Here is a 21,006-nt window from a genome sequence, read left to right on the forward strand (position 1 = left end):
AGCGAGTGCAGGTTATTTTTAATCCCGCTATTCGCAGGCTTTCCATCAGTGGAGGGCCACTAATGGAAGGTTCACTTTATCCCGCATTAACGGGCAGTAAGCCCCCCACCTCAAGATTGAGAGAGAAGCGAAGAAGATAGGTGGGGGATAACTGCCCGTAAAAGCCCGATTGGTTCAACTAACCGTAAGTGGGGGATAAAGAACCCCCCACTTACAGAAGGTTCACTTTATTCTGCATAGCAGCGACTTATCTGTTTGGAAATTAAAGTAGATTTATATATAGATAAAGTGAAGGTGAGGGGGATTAATTATGCTGACATCATGGGAACGAACTCTGGAATTAGCATATGTTAATCATCATGTGATAACGGAAGTTAATAAAAAGCAGCAAGTCAATTGGTTATTAGTAGATTTAGGCTTAGATAATATAAACGAAGAACAAATTAATGGAATGCTAGACAAGATGTTAATTGGGTTCAATCGGTTATTTAAGTATAAATCTGTACAACAAGCCAATCTAGGTTATTTTAGGATGTTGGATATTTTTAAAAAAGGTGATATGTATCATCCAAGAATTCACGTTTTACTTCCGGTGATAAAAAGCTATTTTCAAGGGAGATACTATATCAAATATGATAACTGGATCTCTTTGTGGAGTAGAGCGTTAGGAATAGAAAATGATTTGTATGTAAAGGTGAAAGTAGTTAACGGAAAAGAAGATGGACGTGAGATTTTTCAAGAAAAATTGTTAAAATTTCGTGAACAGAGAAGTGAAATCCCTCTTCGGGAAAGTAAAATAATTACATCTAGACGTTTAATAGGATACAGCAAATTGTTAAAAAATGTAATGGAGCGGTTTTTTTATGAAAATGAATCTCATTTAGGTGTGGATGAATTATGTATAAACGATTCAATTGCAAATCATGCGTTTGTAAATATGTTAGACTGGCATCCAGGTTTAAGAGAAGATGAAAAACTCCTTTTTAAAAATAATAATCAGCCTTTTTATGTAGCAGAAGAGTGAAGCAAATTCACTCTTCTTTTTTTATGATTTTTACCGTGGGTATCAATGTATTAATATTCATTTTTATTTATATTTATTTTGTGTATTTTTATAAATAAAAGATTTAAAGCTTTAATACATGAAAGCATTAAACCTTTAATACCCTAAATAATAAGTTTTTTATTTTTGTGAATAAACACTGTCAAATCAGTGTTTATTCGGTTGTTGACAAAACAAAATTACAGGAGTAGACTGACGTCATAAGTTAACTTGTGTAATGATTCACAAGATGAAACTTAAGTTTTGTGAAGTGGTTTTTAGCAAAACAGATGATTATTTTATGAATATTATTCATTTCGTATTATGAAGAAATGAATGGCTGTATTCTACGAAATAATAGCATTGTTTGAAGAAAGGAATGATTCTATAGGATCTACAAATCTTGTATCAGATATTTTGTTTTAATACCCTAGTTTTTAACGTTTGTATTTTGATAGTGCAGTTCTTTTGAAAATTAGCGTATTAGTTCAGTTTATGTATTCTATAAAAATTAAATAAAGGAAAGAAGGGCATAGTTATGGCCAAGACAAAAAAATTAACGCTTTTTGGGTTAATTGGTATTACGATGGCATTCTTTGGTACTGTACGTAGTGTACCGACGCTTGCTATTACAGGATGGACGCAAATTTTCTATATGTTAATTGCTGCAGTTGTATTTGCTCTCCCTATTGCGCTCATGTCAGCCGAACTTTCGACAGGATTTCCTGAAGAAGGTGGCCCACAAGTTTGGGTTAGAAATGCATTAGGTGAAAAATGGGGATTTGTTACCTCATGGTTATTATGGGTTCAAATGTTTTTCGGGATGGTAATGGTTTCGTCAACTGTTGGTGTTCTATTCGGTTACGTTATTAATAAGCCAGAACTATCTTCAAACAACTACTTTATTTTTGCCGTAATCTTAATTTCATACTGGGGTGTGACTTTATTAAACCTTAAGTTTGATATGGTAAAAATCGCAGGTAACTGGGGCGCTGTTATTGGTGTATATATTCCATTTGTTATTCTCGTAGTTCTAGGTGTTATCTATATGATTAAAAATGGAATTCAGCCAAATAGTTACTTAGGGAATTTTAAACCAAGTGATTTAATACCTAATTTAAAAGACTTGGGCAGCTTAGCGTATTTATCAGGGATTATCTTTATTTTTGCGGGGGTAGAGATCTCATCTGTACATGCAAATAATATTGAAAATCCGAAACGTAACTATCCAATTGCTGTTATCGCTTCTGTTGTTTTACTAGTAATCTTTAATATTATCGCTGGTTTAACAGTTTCTAACGCAGTGCCACGCGGTCATTTAGAGTTAGCTAACATTACACAACCATACTTGATTTTCTGTCAAGATTTAGGAATTCCATCTATCTTTGTTAACATCATTTCTTTAATGATTTTAATTGGTGTTTTAGTGCAGCTAAGTGCATGGGTACTTGGACCAAGTAAATCTATGATTAAAGTGGCAGACGAAGGGAACCTACCTAAGTTCTTCCAAAAGAGAACAGAGAAAGATGTTCCTATCACTTTTGTAATGATTCAAGCAATTGTTATTTCGTTAGTATCTTTCTTATATGTAGTCGTTCCAGATGTTAATAGTGCATTCTTAATTATTACCATTACAACAACGATTCTATATTGTATCGTATATGCTTTAATTGCAATTTCAGCAATTCGCTTACGCTATAACATGCCTAATGTTAAGAGACCATTTAGATTAGGCAGTAAAGGAAATGGATTAATGTGGTTTGTATCTATTGTTTCAATGATAGGTATTGTACTTACGATTATTGTAAGTTTGATCCCACCATCCATTTTAAAACCAAGTCAGTATACTGGTTACGTAATTTATCAAGTGGCCGCTACGGTGGTTATGATCGGGATTGCTCTTATTATTAACAAATGTAAGAAACCAGAATGGAAAAAAGAAAATAACGAAGCAGAATATTTAAAACAAGCTAATTAAAAATAATTATTCTATATATTTATATAATTTGATTGAAAATTGGAGGAAATGAAAATGAAATATGAAATGCCAGACATTAATTTAAAAGCATTATTCTTAGGAGATAAAGGGGAAAATGTAGATTTATTTAAAGAACTATTATTAAAAATGGTAGATGAGCATGTCGGTTGGAGACAAAACTATATGCCGCAAGATTTACCTGTTATCACACCTCAAGATAGAAGTTCTAAAAATTTCCAAGAAACTGCAGATCATATTCGCAGTGTGTTCAATGTATTATCTTCTAAATTACGTACGAACTCTTTACCTTGGCATGCTGCTGGTCGTTTCTGGGGACATATGAACTCTGAAACATTAATGCCTTCTATCATCGCTTATACAGCAGCAATGTTATGGAACGGTAATAACGTAGCATATGAATCTTCACCAGGTACTTCTCAAATGGAAGAAGAAGTGGGACATGAATTTGCTGCACTGATGAGCTATAAAAAAGGTGAAAGTTGGGGACATATTTGCGCAGATGGTTCCATTGCTAACCTAGAGGGCTTATGGTATGCGCGTAATATGAAATCCTTACCACTAGCAATTAAAGAAGTAGCTCCTGAATTTGTTGCAGGTAAATCTGAATGGGAATTACTGAATATGTCTACAGAAGAAATTCTAGATATTTTAGATCAAATTCCTGAACAAATTGATGAAATTAAAGCTCATTCTGCACGCAGTGGTCAAAATCTACAAAAATTAGGTAAATGGTTAATTCCACAGACAAAACATTATTCTTGGTTAAAAGCTGCTGATATTATCGGTGTTGGTCTTGAGTGTGTAGAGCAAGTAGATGTTGATGACAACTATCGTATGGATATTAATAAATTAGAAGAAAAAATTCGTGAACTAGCAGCACAACAAATTCCTGTTCTAGGTGTTGTTGGGGTTATTGGTACAACAGAAGAAGGTCAAGTAGATCGTATTGATAAAATGGTAGAACTTCGTGAAAAATTAGCAGAAGAAGGCATCTATTTCTACATTCATGTAGACGCAGCTTATGGCGGTTATGCTCGTTCTATTTTCTTAGATGAAAATAACGAATTTATCGAATGGGATCAAATCGAAGAAGTGTACGCAAAACACAACATCTTCAGTGAAAAATGCGAATGGTTAACAAAAGAAGTTTATCATTCATTTAAAGCAATGAACCAAGCAGAAACGATTACAATTGATCCACACAAAATGGGATATATTCCTTACTCTGCGGGCGGTATTGTTATTAAAGATATTAGAATGCGCGATGTAATTTCCTACTTTGCAACGTATGTATTCGAAAAAGGTGCAGATATTCCAGCATTATTAGGTGCATATATATTAGAAGGTTCTAAAGCAGGTGCAACTGCAGCAGCAGTTTGGACAGCTCATAAAGTGTTGCCGTTAAATGTAACTGGTTATGGAAAATTAATTGGTGCAAGTATTGAAGGAGCTTATCGTTTCTATGACTTCTTAAGTGAAAAAGAATTTAAAGTTGGCGATAAAACAATTCGTGTGTATCCATTAACAAAACCTGACTTTAATATGGTTGACTATGTATTTAATGAAGAAGGTAATACAGACTTAGAAAAAATGAACAAATTAAATCATGATTTCTTCGATCAAGCTTCTTACGTTAAAGGCGGATTATATAATAATGAGTTCATTACATCTCATACTGACTTTGCTATTCCTGACTACGGTAACAGCCCACTTCCATTCGTGAAGAGTCTTGGATTTAGCGAAGGAGAATGGGATCGTGAAGGTAAAGTAACAGTATTACGTGCTTGTGCGTTATCTCCATATGCTCATGATAAAGAAGTATTTGAAGAATATGCTGTTAAGTTAGAAAAAGCAATTCAAGCTAAACTTGAAGCAATCTACAATGAAATGAAATAAGTTTAGTAGAAAACCATTTTAATAGAATGAATGTATAACGCTAACAGTCGTTATGCATTCATCTTTATATATAATTGACCTTATTTATTTGAGTAAGATCAATTGAGGAGTGAAAACGTGATGGTAAAAAAAGTATTAACGATAGCAGGTTCTGATTCAAGTGGAGGAGCAGGATTACAGGCGGATCTGAAAACATTTGAAGAGTATGGTACGTTTGGCCTAACTGCCATTACAACAATCGTCACAATGGATCCTGATCAAAACTGGCATCATCATGTTCATCCAATTGATAAGGAACTTGTACAAGCGCAATTAAAAACAATTTTTTCCGGCGGCAAATTAGATGCGATGAAAACAGGAATGCTTGGATCTATAGATATGATTGAGCTCGTAAGTGATGTAATTGAAACGTATGAGATGCAAAATGTTGTCATTGATCCGGTCATGGTTTGTAAAGGAGAAAACGAACCACTGCATCCTGAAAATGGACTTGCCATGCGTGATCTTCTTTTACCAAAGGCAACAATTGTAACACCAAACTTATTTGAAGCGGGTCAGTTATCTGGAATGCAAAATGTAAAAACGGTAAACGATATGAAAGAAGCAGCAAAGAGAATTATCGATTTTGGTGCTAAAAATGTTGTAATAAAAGGCGGAAAATCTCTAGCGGATCATAAGGCAATCGATTTACTTTATGATGGAACAGAGTTTGTGCTTTATGAAGCGGAGAAAATTCATACGAACTGTAACCATGGTGCCGGATGTACGTTTGCAGCAGCGATTACAGCCGGACTAGCTAAAGGACTTTCGGTAAAAGAAGCTGTGGCGAAGGCGAAGGACTTTACGACAGAGGGAATTAAACGCGGATTTGCTTTTAATACATTTGTTGGTCCAGTTTGGCATGGTGCATATAATAAAGCTGATTTGCGTTAACTGTTTTATATTTTTAGGTGAATAAAATAGGGCATAAACATCCATTGGCATGATTTGTAAGTGATATATACTCATCCAAAGCATTGTTTATGCCTTTTTATGGTTTATCCCGCTATTCGCGGGCAGTAAGACCTCCACTGATAAAAGTTTCACTTTATTTTCATTGATTCTTTTTTAATATAGTGTTTAGATATTGAATGTGCAATTGTTCACAAAAGTTAATAGTAAATGGATTAGTTGGTAGAATCCTACAACCATTTTACATGATAAGGAGTTATTAAAATGAAAAGAGATGTAACACTTAAAGAAAGTATCTTTCTTTTAGTTGTTTTATTAGCGATTATAGGAACTTGTATTATAGGCTTAAGTTTACCTCCTCAAGTGCCTATTTTAATCGCCATAGGAATTGTTATTTTATTTGCAAAAGTGAAAGGTTTTTCTTGGGACACAATTCATAAAGGGATTCAAAACGGAATTATACCCGGTTTAATTCCTATCATTATATTTATGCTAATTGGGATTTTAATTAGTGTTTGGATTGCGGCAGGAACAATTCCAACCATAATGATTTACGGATTTAAAATTTTATCTGCAAAATTCTTTTTACCTTCTGTTTTTGTCATATGTGCACTTGTGGGGATAATGGTGGGAAGTTCCTTTACAACCATTTCAACTGTGGGCATTGCATTTTTAGGAATGGGACAAATGATGGGCTTAGATCCAGCGATGATTGCAGGTGCTATTATATCGGGTGCTTTTCTAGGGAATAACATTTCTCCGTTATCTGATACAGCGAACTTAGCAGCTGCTATTGCAGAAGTAGACTTATTTGAACATATTCGTAGTATGATGCGGACAATTATTCCAGCTTTTGTTATAACTCTTATCTTTTTCTTATTTGTGGGACATGGAGCATCAGTATCAGCAGGAAATAATATCGATGAGCTGGTTCAGACACTTCATTCATCTTTTACTATTTCAGCTTTCACATTAATTCCAGTATTAGTATTATTTTTATGTGCAAGAAAAAAAGTACCAGCTATTCCGACATTATTACTTAGTATAACGATTACAATTGTTATTTGTTATATTTATCATCCACATACTAGCCTTAGTCAAATGGCTGCTTTTATGCAAGATGGATTTGTTTCTAAAACAGGTGTAAAGAGTGTAGATGTGTTACTTACTCGCGGAGGAATGCAAAGCATGATGTGGTCTGTTTCTCTTATCCTTCTTGCTTTAGCACTAGGCGGATTATTAGTAGAAGTAAAAATTATTGAAAAGCTAATTTCTAAAATTTCGGGCATGGTAAGTACGAAAGGAAACTTAATGCTCATGACTGCATTAAGCTCTATTGGCATCAATGTTCTTTTAGGAGAGCAGTATTTATCAGTTATTTTACCAGGTGAAGCATTTAAATCACAATATGAGAAAATTCATGTAGATCCGAAAAATCTTTCAGGGATCTTAGCGAATGCCGGAGCAGCTGTTAATCCATTGATTCCATGGGGAGTGAGCGGTGTGTTTATCGCTGGTACACTAGGTGTACCTACGCTGCAGTATTTGCCATTCACTATATTTTGTTTAGTGGTTCCTGTAATTCATGTTGCTTTGGGATTTATTGGAAGTGGAAAACAACCATTAAAAGAACATAGAGAAGCTAGTTAACGCATCATTTTCCATCGTAAAAGGAAATTTAATAGTTTTAAAAAAGCTGGTAAATGCCAGCTTTTTTATTTGAAGTATATGATACATAATTTAGACAAAATTTTGCCACGAATATTTAATATAGAGGCAGGATTCAATATTAAAAAATAGTGATATAATACCTTATACTCTTTAAAGTATTAATAAGATGGAAATAGAGGTGAATTACCTTTTTTTATATTTTTTTGATATATCTTTAGGGGTAGATTTGACATGAGAGTGTAATCGTACTATTTATATTTGTGAGGAAATTCACATTCGATATAGAAGAAAATAAAAAATAGAAAAAGTCTTATCAGATAAAACATAATAGAAGACAAAGCAAATTTTCTCATGTGGAAGAGCTTTCATATACTTTGGCATAAGAATGAGGATCTTGTGGCGCAGCGGCTACTCTAATGAAAGTGGAGGTAGGCATATGCTAATAGATAAATTACGTGGAAAAGATTTAGATGAATTTTTTGAAGCAATGTTAACATTGGAAACGGTAGATGAGTACTATAGTTTTTTTGATGATTTATGCACAGTGAATGAAATGAAGACAATCTTTCAAAGATTTAAAGTAGCTAAAATGTTATATAAGCACAACACGTATCATGAAATTGAAGAAGAAACAGGAGCTAGTACAGCAACAATTTCTCGTGTGAAGAGATCTTTACACTATGGAAATGATATGTATGATGTTGTTTTTACTCGTATGAAAGAAAAATAAGTTTCACTTTATAGTTGCAGAAAATGAAGCGTTTTTTACTCTATAAACCTGGCCCTTTATCAAACCAATCATAGAAGAAACACCTTCACAAATGTGGTGGGTGTAAGAGTTGAGATACGGGGTATGGAAACGATTCAAGGAATGAGAGATTGCTCATACAATCAATTTGAAATCAAAGAAGAAGCAGGTTCATTCGGCCTGCTTTCTTCTTTTTTTCATACATGTTGATCTGCTTGATCCAGTAAATTTGCCAGTATCATGCTATTCTCTTGATCTGCATCGTACTGTACAATATCGTCATACTCAAACAGTTCGAATCCTTCATCAAATTCCCGTTTCATGAAGTTGATAAATTCTCCAACGTTTTCTCCTATTTCTTTATTACGGCGAAACTCCATCATAATCGCTCTAAATCGGTGGGGAGGAATTTCGCATTTAATATGATAAGCTTTGCTGATACTAAAGGAATCTCCTGAATCGTATAAGGTGTATGTATACAATAGGAATCGTCTCCTTTCTTACGTGATATGTATATTGTTCTATAATTGAGCAAAATTCATCCGTGGTTATGAGATGGTTGCTTGTATAATTCATTCATCATCTTCTCCATCTACAGCATGAATGATTTTAAAAAAGTAAAAGACGGTTATCCCGCATTAACGGACAGCGGAAGAAGCGAAAAAATACGGTATCGTGGATGCTGTGATTGACAAAAAATAATGTGAAATAGGCAAGAGAATCTCATGTTCTCTTGCCTATTTTTGAGTAGTAAATTAATCCTTTATCCACCCATCCACTAATGCTTGATTCTTTTTAATCCATTTTCGTGCAGCATCTTCAGGGTCCTTTGTTTTATTTAACATTACCATCAATGTACCGAGCTGTTCATCATTCATTTTCCATCTATCAAAATAGTTCACAATTGCCGGATAATCTTTTTCGAAACCTTTTCGTACAGAGTAATAAATGTCGTCTTTTTCCCCATATACTTTCTTAGGATCCTTTAAATATTTTAAATCAAATTCTGAAAAGCCCCAGTGTGGATTCCAAAGCGTTACAACGATTGGTTTCTTTTGCGTATATGCTTTTTTTAACTCGCTCATCATTGCAGCTTCTGAAGACTGGACAAGTTTTAGTTTTATATCATATTCTTTCATCGCTTTATTCGTTAAATTCATAAGGCTACTACCTGGTTCAATACCGACAATTTTATTATCCAGTTCGTCTTTATGAGCGTTTAAATCTTCGATACTGTTAATGTCTTTCATATAGGAAGGGACAACCAAACCAAGTCCAGTTCCTTCATACCATTTTGATTTTAGAACAATGTCATTTTTATACCGATCATTTAATGGTTTATCAGTAACAGGGAGCCATACTTCTAAGTTTGCATCTACATCGCCGCGAGCAACGCCGGTCCAAATGGCAGCTTTTTCTAAATACATGAGTTCAACTTTGTATCCTTTTTGTTCTAATAAAACTTTCCACATATTTGCAACCGCAATATTTTCCTTCCAACTTGTTACACCAAGTTTAATTTTTCCTTTTATATTTGCATTTGTTGCATTACAAGAGGTAATAATCATACTGATGAATAACAAAATGCATATAAGCCATATTTTTCGTTTCATTGAAAGCCTCCCGTTTCATAAATAGAAAATTTCTTTTTATGGGAATGTGTGTATTTAATTTTGTATAGCATTGCTAAATCTATATGCGAACCTTCTTATTATGAACGGAAACGAAGATTTTAAAAAATCTTATAGGAGTAATTTCTATGTAATATTTCTGTTTAAAATCGCTACACTATGTGAATAGATGGGCAGAAAAGGAGTCGTTGTATGGAAAATACAAAAGTTCGTGTTGAAAACGTAACAAAAGTATTTGGAAAAAACCCTCAAAGAGCAGTTGCTTTATTAAAAGAAGGAAAAAGTAAATCAGAAATATTGAAAGAAACAGGGATGAACGTTGGGGTGAAAAAGGCAACGTTTGAAGTATATACAGGAGAAATATTTGTAATTATGGGATTGTCAGGAAGTGGGAAGTCGACTTTAGTTCGGATGTTAAACCAATTAATAAAACCAACAGCAGGTCATATATACATAGATGGAGAAGACATCGCAACGATGGGAAAAGAGGCGCTTCGAAAAGTCAGAAGAACAAAGATGAGCATGGTTTTTCAAAAGTTCGCGTTATTTCCTCATCGTACAGTTATACAAAATGTTGCCTATGGTTTAGAAATACAAGGGGTTCCGGTAGGGGAAAGAGAAGTAAAGGCACTGGAATCACTTAAGTTAGTAGGATTAGAGCATCATAAAGATAGTTATCCAGGGCAATTAAGCGGCGGTATGCAGCAACGCGTCGGCATTGCAAGAGCTCTTACAAACGACCCGGATGTCCTACTTATGGACGAGTCATTTAGCGCATTAGATCCACTCATTCGAAAAGAAATGCAGGATGAATTGTTAGAGCTACAAGATAAGATGGAAAAAACAATTATTTTTATTACGCATGATTTAGATGAAGCGCTTCGAATTGGTGATCGTATTGCATTAATGAAAGATGGAGAAATCGTACAAATTGGAACTCCTGAAGAAATTATGATGAGCCCTGCGAATGAATTCGTGGAAAAATTCGTTGCGGATGTGAATTTAGGAAAAGTTATTACTGCTGAATCTATTTTGAAAAGGCCAGAAACATTATTAATCGATCGCGGACCACGTGTAGCACTGCAAATTATGAGAAATGCAGGCGTGTCTACTGTATATGTTGTAAATAAAAAACATGAATTTTTAGGGATATTAACAGCTGATGACGCAAGTAAAGCAGTTCAAAAACAGTGGCCGATTGCTGATTTACTGCTGAAAGATATTCCGCACGTGTATTTAGATACATTACTTGAAGAGACATATGGGAAAATGGCAGAGATGAAGCTCCCATTACCGGTTATTGATGAGAAGAAAAGGTTAAGAGGCATAATCAAACGAGAAAGTGTCATTCAGGCCCTTGCAGGAAACATTGAGGAAGAGGTGAATGACGATGAATAGTATTCCACGCATTCCATTAGGTGAATGGGTCGATGTGTTTGTAGCTAGTTTATATGCTCATTTTGAAGGGCTATTTAGAGGTTTTTCATACGTTATTGGTGGTTTCGTTGATTTATTTACAAATTTTTTAACGTGGATTCCATCATTTTTCATGATCATCATTGTATGTTTTCTCATTTGGTATACAACGCGGAAAATATCCTTGGTGGTTTTTGCGTTAATTGGCTTATTATTCATTCTAAACATTCACTACTGGGGACAAACGATGCAAACATTAGCGCTTGTTCTTACGTCGGTTATCATTTCCATTATTGTTGGGATTCCAATCGGTATTTTAGCGTCACAAAATGAACGATTTTCAAAAATTTTAAGGCCAACATTAGATTTTATGCAAACAATGCCAGCGTTTGTGTATTTAATTCCAGCGATTACATTTTTTGGGGTAGGTGTCGTTCCAGGGATTATTGCATCTGTAATTTTTGCGATGCCACCAACAATTCGCTTTACAGACTTAGGAATTAGACAAGTACCAGAAGATTTGGTTGAAGCTGCGAATGCTTTTGGCTCTACTGCATCACAAAAGTTGTTTAAAGTACAATTGCCGCTTGCGACAGGAACCATTATGGCCGGGGTTAACCAAAGTATTATGTTATCATTATCAATGGTTGTTACAGCGTCACTTGTAGGAGCACCAGGACTTGGTGTAGATGTATATCGCTCTGTAACACAAGTTAACATTGGAATGGGATTTGAAGCGGGGCTAGCTATTGTAGTAATTGCAATTATATTAGATCGAGTTACACAAGGGTTTCATCGAAAAAGAAGAGGATAAAAAAGCATTCATTATATGAAGATAGTTACCGAAATAAAATTTTGAATTGAATATAATATGTCGAAACATATTTATGATGGAATTTTATCCCGCTATTTGTGGGTAGTAAGACTCCCACCTCAAAATTCGGCGAAAGCAAAGAAGTTAAGTGGGGATAAATTGCCCGTAAAAGCACGATTGGTGAGGGCTGATAATCAGTGGAGGAGTAAACGTAAAGTAACTCCAAAATATACAATAAAAGTTGATTTAGGAGTTATTTTTTGTTTACTTCACTTTTTTCCCCTTCTGTGAATCAGGTAAAGCCTTTAAGGTTTCATCAAATTTCCATCTGGCATGTGCCCAACATCCCACAAGGGTGACATCCGGTACTTGATGATAACCACTATATCCATCTACTTGTAAATACCCTTGAAAACCAGTTAAAAAACGTTTCGGATGCTCCCCTGCTCTTGTGGGTTGATAGTCATAAAGAAAGATAGGGATATCTCCTGTACGGTATCACCACAGATAGGACTTGGTTGTTGCGGCCCGCCCAGGTTCGCGTAAGACTTCCGATTGGGAGGGCCATCAGTGGGGGATGAAGAAAACCCCTCCACTGTTGGAAGTTTTACTTCATTGCAAAAGAGTTACTACTATGCCGTAAATTGATAATCCAATGAAAGTTGGAATACCGACAATAACAATTTGCTTTACATTTTCATATGCTTTCGGTTCTACAAGAGGCAAATCTTTTTCCTCCATTTGTCTATACTGTTCTCGTTCCATATTATCCCACCTTTATGATTGTACGATAATGTATTCAAACAAGGCGGTTTATGTTAATTTTGCTGAATTTAAAATAAATGTTGAATATTCAGTTTATTTGTATTATTATTAGTCTATTAACGGATGACAGTGATTAGCCTCCCTGCAAGCCCGGATATTGTTACGATGAATTGAATAGAAATGAATTGGCTTCTTTCCACTTGAACTTCCTTAGCAGGAAGACGAGCCATAGGGATAGAGACAGTAAAATCCAATGTGACTCTTTACATTGTTTTTCTGGCTCTTTTTATTTTTTCTATAAATAAGAAAAGGATGAGCGTTACATATGCTTATCAGAAGAACGATTTATAGGACGGGTTTTAGAAAGCGTTATCAATGACGGGCAATGTTTCAATCTTATGTATGCTAGAAGGATTTGTGAAAATAAATACTTATAGGTTGGTGATCTTTTTGGTTAAAGAAAAAAATGAACTGCAAAAAGACTTAAAAACCAGGCATATAACAATGATTTCAATTGGTGGGGTTATTGGAGCAGGATTATTTGTAGGGAGCGGAACGATTATTCAATCAACAGGTCCAGCAGCAATTTTGTCTTATATTATTGGTGCTTTAATGGTTGTACTCGTGATGCGGATGTTAGGAGAGATGGCTGCGGTAAATCCTGATAGTGGTTCTTTTGCAACATATGCTCATAAGGCAATTGGACCTTGGGCAGGGTACACAATCGGTTGGTTATACTGGTTTAACTGGGTCATTATTATCGCAATTGAAGCGGTATTGTTAGGGGCGATGGTCAACAATTGGTTCCCTTCCATACCAGCATGGATAGCTAGTCTTTCCATGATTATTTTGATGACGATTACGAATATGTATTCTGTAAAGCTATATGGAGAGTTTGAATATTGGTTAGCTTTTATTAAAGTTGCAGCGATTCTTGTATTTTTAGGTTTAGGAATTGCTATGATTTTTGGAATTGTCCCTGGTGTGGACAGGCCTGATTTTTCTACAATCTCTGAAAACGGGGGCTTTTTTCCAAAAGGGATTGTTCCTGTACTGCTGAGTGTTGTATTTATTTCCTTCTCTTTATCGGGGAGTGAGGTAGCTGCTATCGCGGCGGGAGAATCTGAAAATCCAGAGAAAAATGTTATAAAAGCAATTAATACTGTTGTATGGCGTCTTATGCTTTTCTTTGTAGGGTCTGTAACAATTTTGGTCATTTTCATTCCGTGGAACGATGCGTCAGCATTGAAGCTTCCTTATGCAAGTTTATTTCGTATGGCAGGAGTCCCTGCTGCTGCTGAAATTATGAACGGGGTTGTGTTCTTATCTTTGCTTTCTGTTTTAAATTCAGGATTATACACGAGTTCTCGCATGTTATTTTCGCTTGCGAAAAAGGGAGATGCTCCTATTGCTTTTTCAAAATTAAACAGTAGAGGTGCACCAATTTGGGCAATATTTGCAAGTGTATTATTCGCATTCGTTTGCGCTATGCTGAAGTTTATATCTCCTGATAAACTATTTGCTTTTTTAGCAAATAGCTCAGGCGGCGTTACGATGCTTATGTATATGTTTGTTGCAGTTTCTCATATTCGATTAAGACGAGAAGCGGAAAGGGAAGACCCGGGAAAACTAAAGGTGAAAATGTGGTTATTTCCTTATCTCACATACGCAACGCTTTTGATGATCGTTACGATATTTGTTTCGCAAGCATTTATAGCGGATATGCGTATGCAATTTTATTTAACGATTTTAGCTGCTGCTATAGTGATAGCATCCTATTTTCTAAGAGTTAGAAATAAGCCTATTAAGGCTGATAAGGCAGGATTTCCAATTTTAAAAGGTTCGGAGATTGGTTTAGAGAAGGACTAAGTCGTGTGTAATGTAAAATAAAAAATGAAAAAAGGGGTAAGTTCAATGTTAAAAGAAAAGAACAATATTGTAACTACAAGATCTGATATTTTAAACGAAAGAAGAAAGAACGCAGTGCCTGCAGGTCCATATAATATTACCAATTTATATGTTCAATCTGCGAAAGGAGCCATTATTACTGATATAGATGGTAACGAATTAATTGATTTTGCAGGCGGGATTGGGATGCAAAATGTAGGCCATTGTCATCCGAAGGTAGTAAAAGCAATTCAAGAGCAAGTAGAATCTTCTATTCATAGCTGTTTTCATGTAGCGCCGTATGAAAGCTATATTGCGTTAGCTGAAAGACTGAATGAATTAACGCCAGGAGATTTTAAGAAAAAAACAATGTTTGCAAACAGCGGAGCTGAAGCTGTAGAAAATGCTGTGAAGATTGCTAGAAAAGCGACTGGGCGCAGTGCCATCGTTTCATTTGAACGTGCGTATCATGGACGTACGCTTATGACAATGTCTCTTACGAGTAAAGTAAAACCTTATAAGCATGGATTTGGTCCGTTTGCACCGGATGTGTACAAGCTTCCTTATCCGTATTATTACCGCGCAGAAGACGGGATGACGACAGAAGAAGTAGATCAACAAATCTTAGCGTATTTCGAACGTTTTATGTTAGAGGAAGTAGCAAGTGATAATATTGCCGCAATTATTTTGGAACCGCTTCAAGGTGAAGGTGGATTTATTGTCCCAAGTGCTACGTTTATGCAAGGAGTAAGAGATCTTTGTGATAAATATGGAATTGTCATGATTGCAGATGAAATTCAAACGGGCTTTGCTCGTACAGGAAACTTGTTCGCAATGGATCATTTCGGGGTAGCACCTGATTTAATGACATTTTCAAAATCCATCGCAGCAGGTATGCCGCTTAGCGCAGTGACAGGAAGAGCGGAATTAATGGATGCACCTGGTCCAGGACAACTTGGCGGGACTTTTTCAGGAAGCCCGGTTGCTTGCGCAGCTGGTCTAGCTGTTTTAGAGGTAATCGAAGAAGAAAACTTAGTACAACGTGCTCGTGAAATCGGCGATCGTATGATGGAAGTGTTCAATAGCTGGAAGGATAAATATGAATTAATTGGCGACGTGAGAGGCCTTGGTGCGATGACGGCTATGGAGCTTGTAAAGGATCGAAATACGAAAGAGCCGGCAACAGAAGAAGTGAAAGCAATTATGCAAGACACGCATAACAAAGGTTTAATCACAATAAGTGCTGGTATTTATAGCAGTGTACTTCGTTTCTTACCGCCGCTTGTTATAACAGATGAACAGCTTGAAGAAGGATTTGCTATTCTCGAAGCAGCAATTGCTAAAGTATCCAAATAAGAAAAAACGGTTATGTTTCCAGCTGGAGGTAGGAGAATGAAATTTTTCAATTATATAAATGGTCAGTGGAAAGAACCATCTACCAATCAATATTCAAAAAACTATAATCCGCATAATGGAGAAGTATTAGGAGAATTTCCATTAAGCTCAGCAGAAGATACACAAGCAGCGATTGCGTCTGCGAAAGAAGCCTTTCAAAATTGGCAAGGCTTATCGTTTCAAGAGCGGGCAAATTATTTATGGAAAGCGGCAGCTATTTTAAAAGAACGAGTGACTGAAATCGGTCATGATTTAACGAGTGAAGAAGGAAAGACACTTGCTGAAGGGATAGGAGAGACGAAGCGAGCAATTAGTATCCTTGAATATTATGCAGGAGAAGCGAATCAGCCCGTGGGAGAAATCATTCCTTCGGCCAATCCGAAAACGCTGCTCTACAGCAAACGAGTAGCGGTTGGACCAGTAGGATTAATTACGCCGTGGAATTTCCCGATTGCGATTCCAGTATGGAAAATGGCACCGGCACTGATTTACGGAAATACTGTTGTCATTAAGCCTGCAGAAATTACACCAAAATCAGTATTTCACCTCGTGAATGCTTTTCACGAAGCGGGAATTCCTGCTGGCGTTATCAATTGTGTATTTGGGAAAGGTTCAGTAGTTGGAACGGAATTAACAGGAAACCCTGATATAAAAGCAATATCCTTTACTGGTTCTAATGGCGTCGGAAAAACAATTCAGCAAACTGCTGTTGCGAACGGCAAAAAAGTACAATTAGAAATGGGCGGGAAAAATCCATTAGTTGTATTAAAAGATGCTGATATTAGTAAAGCAGTAGAGATTGCGATAAGAGGTGCATTTATGTCAACGGGACAAAAATGTACTGCAACAAGTAGAATTATAATTGAAGAGGAAATTTATGAGGAGTTTCGTAATGAGCTCGTGTTACGTACAGAGGCTCTTAAAGTTGGAAATCCATTAGAAAATAATACGTTTATGGGGCCATGTGTATCCGAGAATCAGCAGCAAACTGTTTTATCGATGATTGAAGCAGGTAAGAAAGAGGCTTCCTTAATTTGCGGGGGAAGCGTACCAACAGAAGATGAGTTAAAACACGGGTTTTATATTTTACCTACTATTTTTGAAGATGTACCTCACGATGCACGCATTGCGAAAGAAGAAATTTTCGGTCCGGTTATTTGTTTATTTAAGGTGAACAATTATCAAGAAGCAATTCACCTGGCTAACGACACGGAATATGGGCTTAGTGCATCCATTTGTACAAATAACTTAAGTCTTGCACAGCAATTTATCGATGATATGGAAGTTGGAATGGTTCATGTAAACTCCGAAACAGCAGGAGCAGAGCCGCAAGTTCCGTTTGGAGGAATGAAAAATTCTAGTGCCGGACCACGCGAACAAGGGAAAGCAGCTGCAGAATTTTATACAAGGTTAAAAACGGTGTATGTAGATCAAGTATAATATAAACTGATGCACAATAATGGGGGATGAACATGCGTAAAGGTACTTTTTTCATGGCAGGACATGCAAGGCTTCCGAAAGGGATGGCTGTACGCAGCGTCTATGAAACACTAACGATTACAATAGAGGCAGATCACAAATATCATGTAATTATCGAATCGTCATGTACCCTTGCTACAGGACACGGGAGAGATTTTATTTCTCAAATCTTAAGAGGATATAGTTTACGAGATGGCATTGAAGACATCATTCAAGAAATCTCTTACCATTATCAAGGAAAAGCGCAAAATGCAATTATTAGTGCTTTAAAAGATTTGTACCGCCAATATACAAGTTACGTAAACGGCGAAACACCTCAGGAGGAATATGAGGAAATGGGTCCTATAAAGTGAAACTTCCATCAGTGTGGGTCTTACTGCCCGTTAATGAGGGATAAAGTAGTTTTTTGATTTCAAATTAAATTATGAAACTGTCGAGTTTATTGCACTTTAACGTTTAAAGAGCGTTCGTAAACGAGAGCCAGTTGTATTTCTGCTTATTTGATGCGCGGAATATAACTGGCTCTTTCATTTTATATACAATAAGGAGGCAGAAAGATGTCAAAACCAAGTGAAGTTCAAGGTGTAAAGGAGCAGGCAAAAACAAAAAGAGGGTGTGTGGAAAATAGTGTAGCGAAATCGTGTAAAATGTGTAAAGTGTGTGGTCGAAATAAAACTAAGTACACGAACGTGAAAATTGAAAATAAATGATATAAACACATTGACATTCAGAAAATTATGAATTAATATTTAACTATAAAGTGATAAGATCCATACGAGAAATTAGCCTTCTCTAAATCCGATCTTCATTTTCTGTTTTGCACATATTTTAATAAAAAAAACTGTCTATTATTATTGTACTTTAAGAGATTAAAGAACACTCGTAATTTTAAGCCAGTTGTACGTTTCTACAATTTATTATTGTGGATGCGTATGACTGGCTTTTTGGTTTATTTGAACTAAGGAGGAAGATGTCGATGATTACGGAACAAGAAGTAAAGATGAAATTTGCAAAGAAGTATGAGGGATATGAAATTGTTCCTCATCCAGAACATAAACGCTTGTATCATATTGTATTAAATCAGCAATTGCTTCAACAATTTTTCGAAGAGGCAAAAGAACATTCTGAGCAATCATTGCAATATATTCCTTATTCTCGCTTTATCCTTGCTGATCAAATGAAAAAAATCTTTGGTGCATCCTTTATGGAAAATGTTCGAGGTATTATTCATGACCGTGAAACGGGCGGATTTACAATTGGTGTACAGGGCGAAACGACAAATGCAGAAGAATATGTGAAATTTGCAACGGCATTAACGCACTTAATTGGTACGTCTAACTTTGATGCAATGACAGGAACGTATTATGCTAGATTTAACGTGAAAGATACAGATAGCAGTGATTCTTATCTTCGCCAAGCGTATCGATTATTCACGCTGCATACAGATGGAACATTTGTTGATGAACCGACAGATTGGCTGCTTATGATGAAAATTGAGGAAAAAAATGCAGTAGGCGGAGAATCACGTTTACTTCATTTAGATGATTGGGAGGAGCTTGATAAGTTTCGAAGTCATCCACTAGCACCTGTTAAAGTCACATACAAAGCACCGCCAAGTAAAAATGCACAGGAAATCGTATACCGTGAAACATTTTTTGATGTAAATAATGCGCCTTGTATTTGCTTTATCGATCAATTTGCTTACCCTGATAATATTGAACAGGCAACATATCTGAAAGAACTATCACACTCTGTCGAAAACTCTCCAGCAACGCATGCCTTAAAATTACCAGTTGGTGATTTAGTTCTTTTAAATAATCTATTTTGGATGCACGGGCGAGCTCCTTTTGAGAAAAATAAAGATTTGTATAGAGAGTTAATGCGCCAACGCGGCTGCTTTTCCAAATAATAATATGTATGGCGGGTCTTTAAATAAGACCTGCCTTTCATGATATACGGGTATACGTACATATAAGATATAAGGAGGAAGGTTGATGTATGATTTTATAATTATTGGCGGCGGGATTGTTGGGCTTTCAACTGGGATGGCTTTAACGAAAAAATTTCCTCATGCCAAAATAGCAGTTATTGAAAAAGAGCCCATACTTGCACATCACCAAACTGGGCATAATAGCGGTGTTATCCATTCCGGCATTTACTATAAACCAGGCAGCTACAAAGCTAGATTTGCAAAAGAAGGAAATGCAGCAATGGTTCAGTTTTGTAAAGAAAACGGAATTGCTTATGATATGTGCGGAAAGGTGATTGTAGCTACAGAAAAGGAAGAACTTCCTCTTTTACAGAACCTTTACGAGAGAGGTCTGCAAAATGGTTTGGAGATTTCTAAAATTGATCAAGGAGAATTAGCGGAAATTGAGCCTCATGTAAAAGGGCTAGGAGCGATTCGAGTTCCTTCTTGCGGTATTGCCGATTATAAAGGGGTAAGTTATGCGTTTGCACATTTCATCCAAGAGAACGGAGGAGAAGTGCACTTAGATACGAAAGCAGAACATATTTTTGAGAAAAAAGATTTCGTTACCATTGAGACAAATCAAGGCGTTTTTACAACGCGGTTTCTCATTAACTGTGCCGGATTACATAGTGATCGTATCGCTAAAAAAACAGGATTACTAACGGATATGAAAATTGTACCGTTTCGAGGCGAATATTATGAACTTGTTCCGGAAAAGCGTCATCTCGTGAAACACTTGATTTACCCAGTTCCAAATCCAGATTTTCCGTTCCTCGGTGTTCATTTTACAAGAATGATAAACGGAGACGTACATGCAGGACCTAATGCGGTATTAAGCTTTAAGCGCGAAGGATATACAAAAAAAGATTTTGATCTAAAAGACTTTATGGAAACAATGACGTATGCCGGCTTTTGGAAAATGGCAATGCCGAATATGAAAGAAGGCATGAAAGAAATGATTCGCTCTTTTAGTAAACAATCATTTCTTAAAAGCTTGCAGCGCTTAATACCAGAGCTCACGGATAAGGACATTGTTCCAACTCATGCTGGTGTAAGAGCACAGGCAATTATGTCCAATGGAAATATGGTAGATGATTTTTGCATTATTTCAGGCACGAACTCCATGCATATTTGCAATGCCCCGTCTCCGGCGGCAACAGCCAGCTTGAAAATTGGGGAGTCGATTGCAGAGAAAATTCCAGATACAGTGGCGGATATGGTAAGTTCGTCGGGGGCGTTTCAGGTGAAAGCTTGAATAAACAAGATTTAATAAAAGGATGGTTTTGGTTCATATACCGAAGCCATCCTTTTCTGTTCCTTCTTTCATAAAATATGGTAAA

18 protein-coding genes and 1 pseudogene are annotated in these 21,006 nt (G+C 36.1%); 15 read left to right on the forward strand and 4 right to left on the reverse strand.

Annotation, left to right across the window (positions count from 1 at the left end; genetic code table 11):
* The first annotated feature begins 310 nt into the window (after positions 1-310).
* From NKR74_RS04235 to NKR74_RS04260, 6 genes are all read left to right on the forward strand, one after another.
* A complete protein-coding gene (locus tag NKR74_RS04235; protein WP_098306288.1) occupies positions 311-1,024 on the forward strand; it encodes a protein rep in 714 nt (237 codons plus the stop codon).
* A gap of 556 nt (positions 1,025-1,580) precedes the next feature.
* Entirely contained in the window at positions 1,581-3,020 is a 1,440-nt protein-coding gene (gene tyrP / locus NKR74_RS04240; RefSeq protein ID WP_098306290.1) for a tyrosine-tyramine antiporter, read from the forward strand.
* A 54-nt stretch (positions 3,021-3,074) separates the two neighbouring features.
* Positions 3,075-4,937 carry a tyrosine decarboxylase gene (gene tdc, locus NKR74_RS04245; RefSeq protein WP_098306292.1) on the forward strand — a complete coding sequence of 621 codons (1,863 nt, stop codon included), beginning with the start codon at positions 3,075-3,077 and terminating at the stop codon, positions 4,935-4,937.
* Positions 4,938-5,054: 117 nt separating this feature from the next.
* On the forward strand, positions 5,055-5,870 hold the full coding sequence (gene pdxK, locus NKR74_RS04250; RefSeq protein ID WP_218007842.1) for a pyridoxine/pyridoxal/pyridoxamine kinase: 816 nt from the start codon (positions 5,055-5,057) through the stop codon (positions 5,868-5,870).
* A gap of 282 nt (positions 5,871-6,152) precedes the next feature.
* Entirely contained in the window at positions 6,153-7,538 is a 1,386-nt protein-coding gene (gene nhaC, locus NKR74_RS04255; protein ID WP_253628714.1) for a Na+/H+ antiporter NhaC, read from the forward strand.
* 457 nt (positions 7,539-7,995) lie between these two features.
* On the forward strand, positions 7,996-8,289 hold the full coding sequence (locus NKR74_RS04260; RefSeq protein ID WP_253628715.1) for a YerC/YecD family TrpR-related protein: 294 nt from the start codon (positions 7,996-7,998) through the stop codon (positions 8,287-8,289).
* A gap of 215 nt (positions 8,290-8,504) precedes the next feature.
* Here NKR74_RS04260 and NKR74_RS04265 read toward each other — a convergent pair whose 3' ends face one another.
* Positions 8,505-8,789: a hypothetical protein gene (locus NKR74_RS04265; protein WP_253628716.1), complete on the reverse strand. Its 285-nt coding sequence runs from the start codon at positions 8,787-8,789 to the stop codon at positions 8,505-8,507.
* Positions 8,790-9,062: 273 nt separating this feature from the next.
* On the reverse strand, positions 9,063-9,920 hold the full coding sequence (locus NKR74_RS04270; RefSeq protein WP_253628717.1) for a glycine betaine ABC transporter substrate-binding protein: 858 nt from the start codon (positions 9,918-9,920) through the stop codon (positions 9,063-9,065).
* Positions 9,921-10,130: 210 nt separating this feature from the next.
* On the opposite strand from NKR74_RS04270, the gene NKR74_RS04275 reads away from it, so the two are divergent.
* The gene (locus NKR74_RS04275) at positions 10,131-11,336 is read left to right on the forward strand and encodes a quaternary amine ABC transporter ATP-binding protein (RefSeq protein WP_098306304.1); all 1,206 of its coding nucleotides are present in this window, start codon (positions 10,131-10,133) and stop codon (positions 11,334-11,336) included.
* On the forward strand, positions 11,329-12,168 hold the full coding sequence (locus NKR74_RS04280; protein ID WP_253631077.1) for an ABC transporter permease: 840 nt from the start codon (positions 11,329-11,331) through the stop codon (positions 12,166-12,168). The genes NKR74_RS04275 and NKR74_RS04280 overlap by 8 nt, the downstream gene beginning before the upstream one ends.
* Positions 12,169-12,438: 270 nt before the next feature.
* Here NKR74_RS04280 and NKR74_RS04285 read toward each other — a convergent pair.
* Positions 12,439-12,720: pseudogene (locus tag NKR74_RS04285) on the reverse strand (IS66 family transposase); the annotation flags it as partial.
* A 60-nt stretch (positions 12,721-12,780) separates the two neighbouring features.
* Positions 12,781-12,933 (reverse strand): hypothetical protein, encoded by a 153-nt coding sequence (locus NKR74_RS04290; protein ID WP_176524524.1) that lies wholly within the window; start codon positions 12,931-12,933, stop codon positions 12,781-12,783.
* Between the two features lie 402 nt (positions 12,934-13,335).
* On the opposite strand from NKR74_RS04290, the gene NKR74_RS04295 reads away from it, so the two are divergent.
* The 7 genes from NKR74_RS04295 (at position 13,336) to lhgO (ending at position 20,921) form a co-directional block, all read left to right on the forward strand.
* Positions 13,336-14,802: an amino acid permease gene (locus tag NKR74_RS04295; RefSeq protein ID WP_301287770.1), complete on the forward strand. Its 1,467-nt coding sequence runs from the start codon at positions 13,336-13,338 to the stop codon at positions 14,800-14,802.
* Positions 14,803-14,847: 45 nt separating this feature from the next.
* Complete coding sequence (gene gabT, locus NKR74_RS04300; protein ID WP_253628718.1) at positions 14,848-16,176, forward strand: 4-aminobutyrate--2-oxoglutarate transaminase; 1,329 nt, start codon at positions 14,848-14,850, stop codon at positions 16,174-16,176.
* Positions 16,177-16,212: 36 nt separating this feature from the next.
* A complete protein-coding gene (locus NKR74_RS04305; protein ID WP_253628719.1) occupies positions 16,213-17,655 on the forward strand; it encodes an aldehyde dehydrogenase family protein in 1,443 nt (480 codons plus the stop codon).
* A 32-nt stretch (positions 17,656-17,687) separates the two neighbouring features.
* Positions 17,688-18,047: a DUF3870 domain-containing protein gene (locus tag NKR74_RS04310; RefSeq protein ID WP_253628720.1), complete on the forward strand. Its 360-nt coding sequence runs from the start codon at positions 17,688-17,690 to the stop codon at positions 18,045-18,047.
* A gap of 204 nt (positions 18,048-18,251) precedes the next feature.
* On the forward strand, positions 18,252-18,404 hold the full coding sequence (locus tag NKR74_RS04315; RefSeq protein WP_253628721.1) for a hypothetical protein: 153 nt from the start codon (positions 18,252-18,254) through the stop codon (positions 18,402-18,404).
* A 260-nt stretch (positions 18,405-18,664) separates the two neighbouring features.
* Complete coding sequence (glaH, locus tag NKR74_RS04320) at positions 18,665-19,603, forward strand: glutarate dioxygenase GlaH (protein ID WP_253628722.1); 939 nt, start codon at positions 18,665-18,667, stop codon at positions 19,601-19,603.
* Between the two features lie 85 nt (positions 19,604-19,688).
* On the forward strand, positions 19,689-20,921 hold the full coding sequence (gene lhgO / locus NKR74_RS04325) for an L-2-hydroxyglutarate oxidase (protein WP_253628723.1): 1,233 nt from the start codon (positions 19,689-19,691) through the stop codon (positions 20,919-20,921).
* Positions 20,922-21,006: the final 85 nt, after the last annotated feature.

This window comes from Bacillus sp. 3103sda1 (assembly GCF_024159135.1).
Classification (GTDB): domain Bacteria; phylum Bacillota; class Bacilli; order Bacillales; family Bacillaceae_G; genus Bacillus_A; species Bacillus_A rhizoplanae.

What these genes read in the sequence shown, in the direction of transcription:
- NKR74_RS04235 (WP_098306288.1), top strand. Translation starts at nt 311, where the DNA reads ATGCTGACATCATGGGAACGAACTCTGGAATTAGCATATGTTAATCAT.
- tyrP (WP_098306290.1), top strand. Translation starts at nt 1,581, where the DNA reads ATGGCCAAGACAAAAAAATTAACGCTTTTTGGGTTAATTGGTATTACG.
- tdc (WP_098306292.1), top strand. Translation starts at nt 3,075, where the DNA reads ATGAAATATGAAATGCCAGACATTAATTTAAAAGCATTATTCTTAGGA.
- nhaC (WP_253628714.1), top strand. Translation starts at nt 6,153, where the DNA reads ATGAAAAGAGATGTAACACTTAAAGAAAGTATCTTTCTTTTAGTTGTT.
- NKR74_RS04260 (WP_253628715.1), top strand. Translation starts at nt 7,996, where the DNA reads ATGCTAATAGATAAATTACGTGGAAAAGATTTAGATGAATTTTTTGAA.
- NKR74_RS04270 (WP_253628717.1), bottom strand. Translation starts at nt 9,920, where the DNA reads ATGAAACGAAAAATATGGCTTATATGCATTTTGTTATTCATCAGTATG.
- NKR74_RS04275 (WP_098306304.1), top strand. Translation starts at nt 10,131, where the DNA reads ATGGAAAATACAAAAGTTCGTGTTGAAAACGTAACAAAAGTATTTGGA.
- NKR74_RS04280 (WP_253631077.1), top strand. Translation starts at nt 11,329, where the DNA reads ATGAATAGTATTCCACGCATTCCATTAGGTGAATGGGTCGATGTGTTT.
- NKR74_RS04290 (WP_176524524.1), bottom strand. Translation starts at nt 12,933, where the DNA reads ATGGAACGAGAACAGTATAGACAAATGGAGGAAAAAGATTTGCCTCTT.
- NKR74_RS04295 (WP_301287770.1), top strand. Translation starts at nt 13,336, where the DNA reads ATGCTAGAAGGATTTGTGAAAATAAATACTTATAGGTTGGTGATCTTT.
- gabT (WP_253628718.1), top strand. Translation starts at nt 14,848, where the DNA reads ATGTTAAAAGAAAAGAACAATATTGTAACTACAAGATCTGATATTTTA.
- NKR74_RS04305 (WP_253628719.1), top strand. Translation starts at nt 16,213, where the DNA reads ATGAAATTTTTCAATTATATAAATGGTCAGTGGAAAGAACCATCTACC.
- NKR74_RS04310 (WP_253628720.1), top strand. Translation starts at nt 17,688, where the DNA reads ATGCGTAAAGGTACTTTTTTCATGGCAGGACATGCAAGGCTTCCGAAA.
- NKR74_RS04315 (WP_253628721.1), top strand. Translation starts at nt 18,252, where the DNA reads ATGTCAAAACCAAGTGAAGTTCAAGGTGTAAAGGAGCAGGCAAAAACA.
- glaH (WP_253628722.1), top strand. Translation starts at nt 18,665, where the DNA reads ATGTCGATGATTACGGAACAAGAAGTAAAGATGAAATTTGCAAAGAAG.
- lhgO (WP_253628723.1), top strand. Translation starts at nt 19,689, where the DNA reads ATGTATGATTTTATAATTATTGGCGGCGGGATTGTTGGGCTTTCAACT.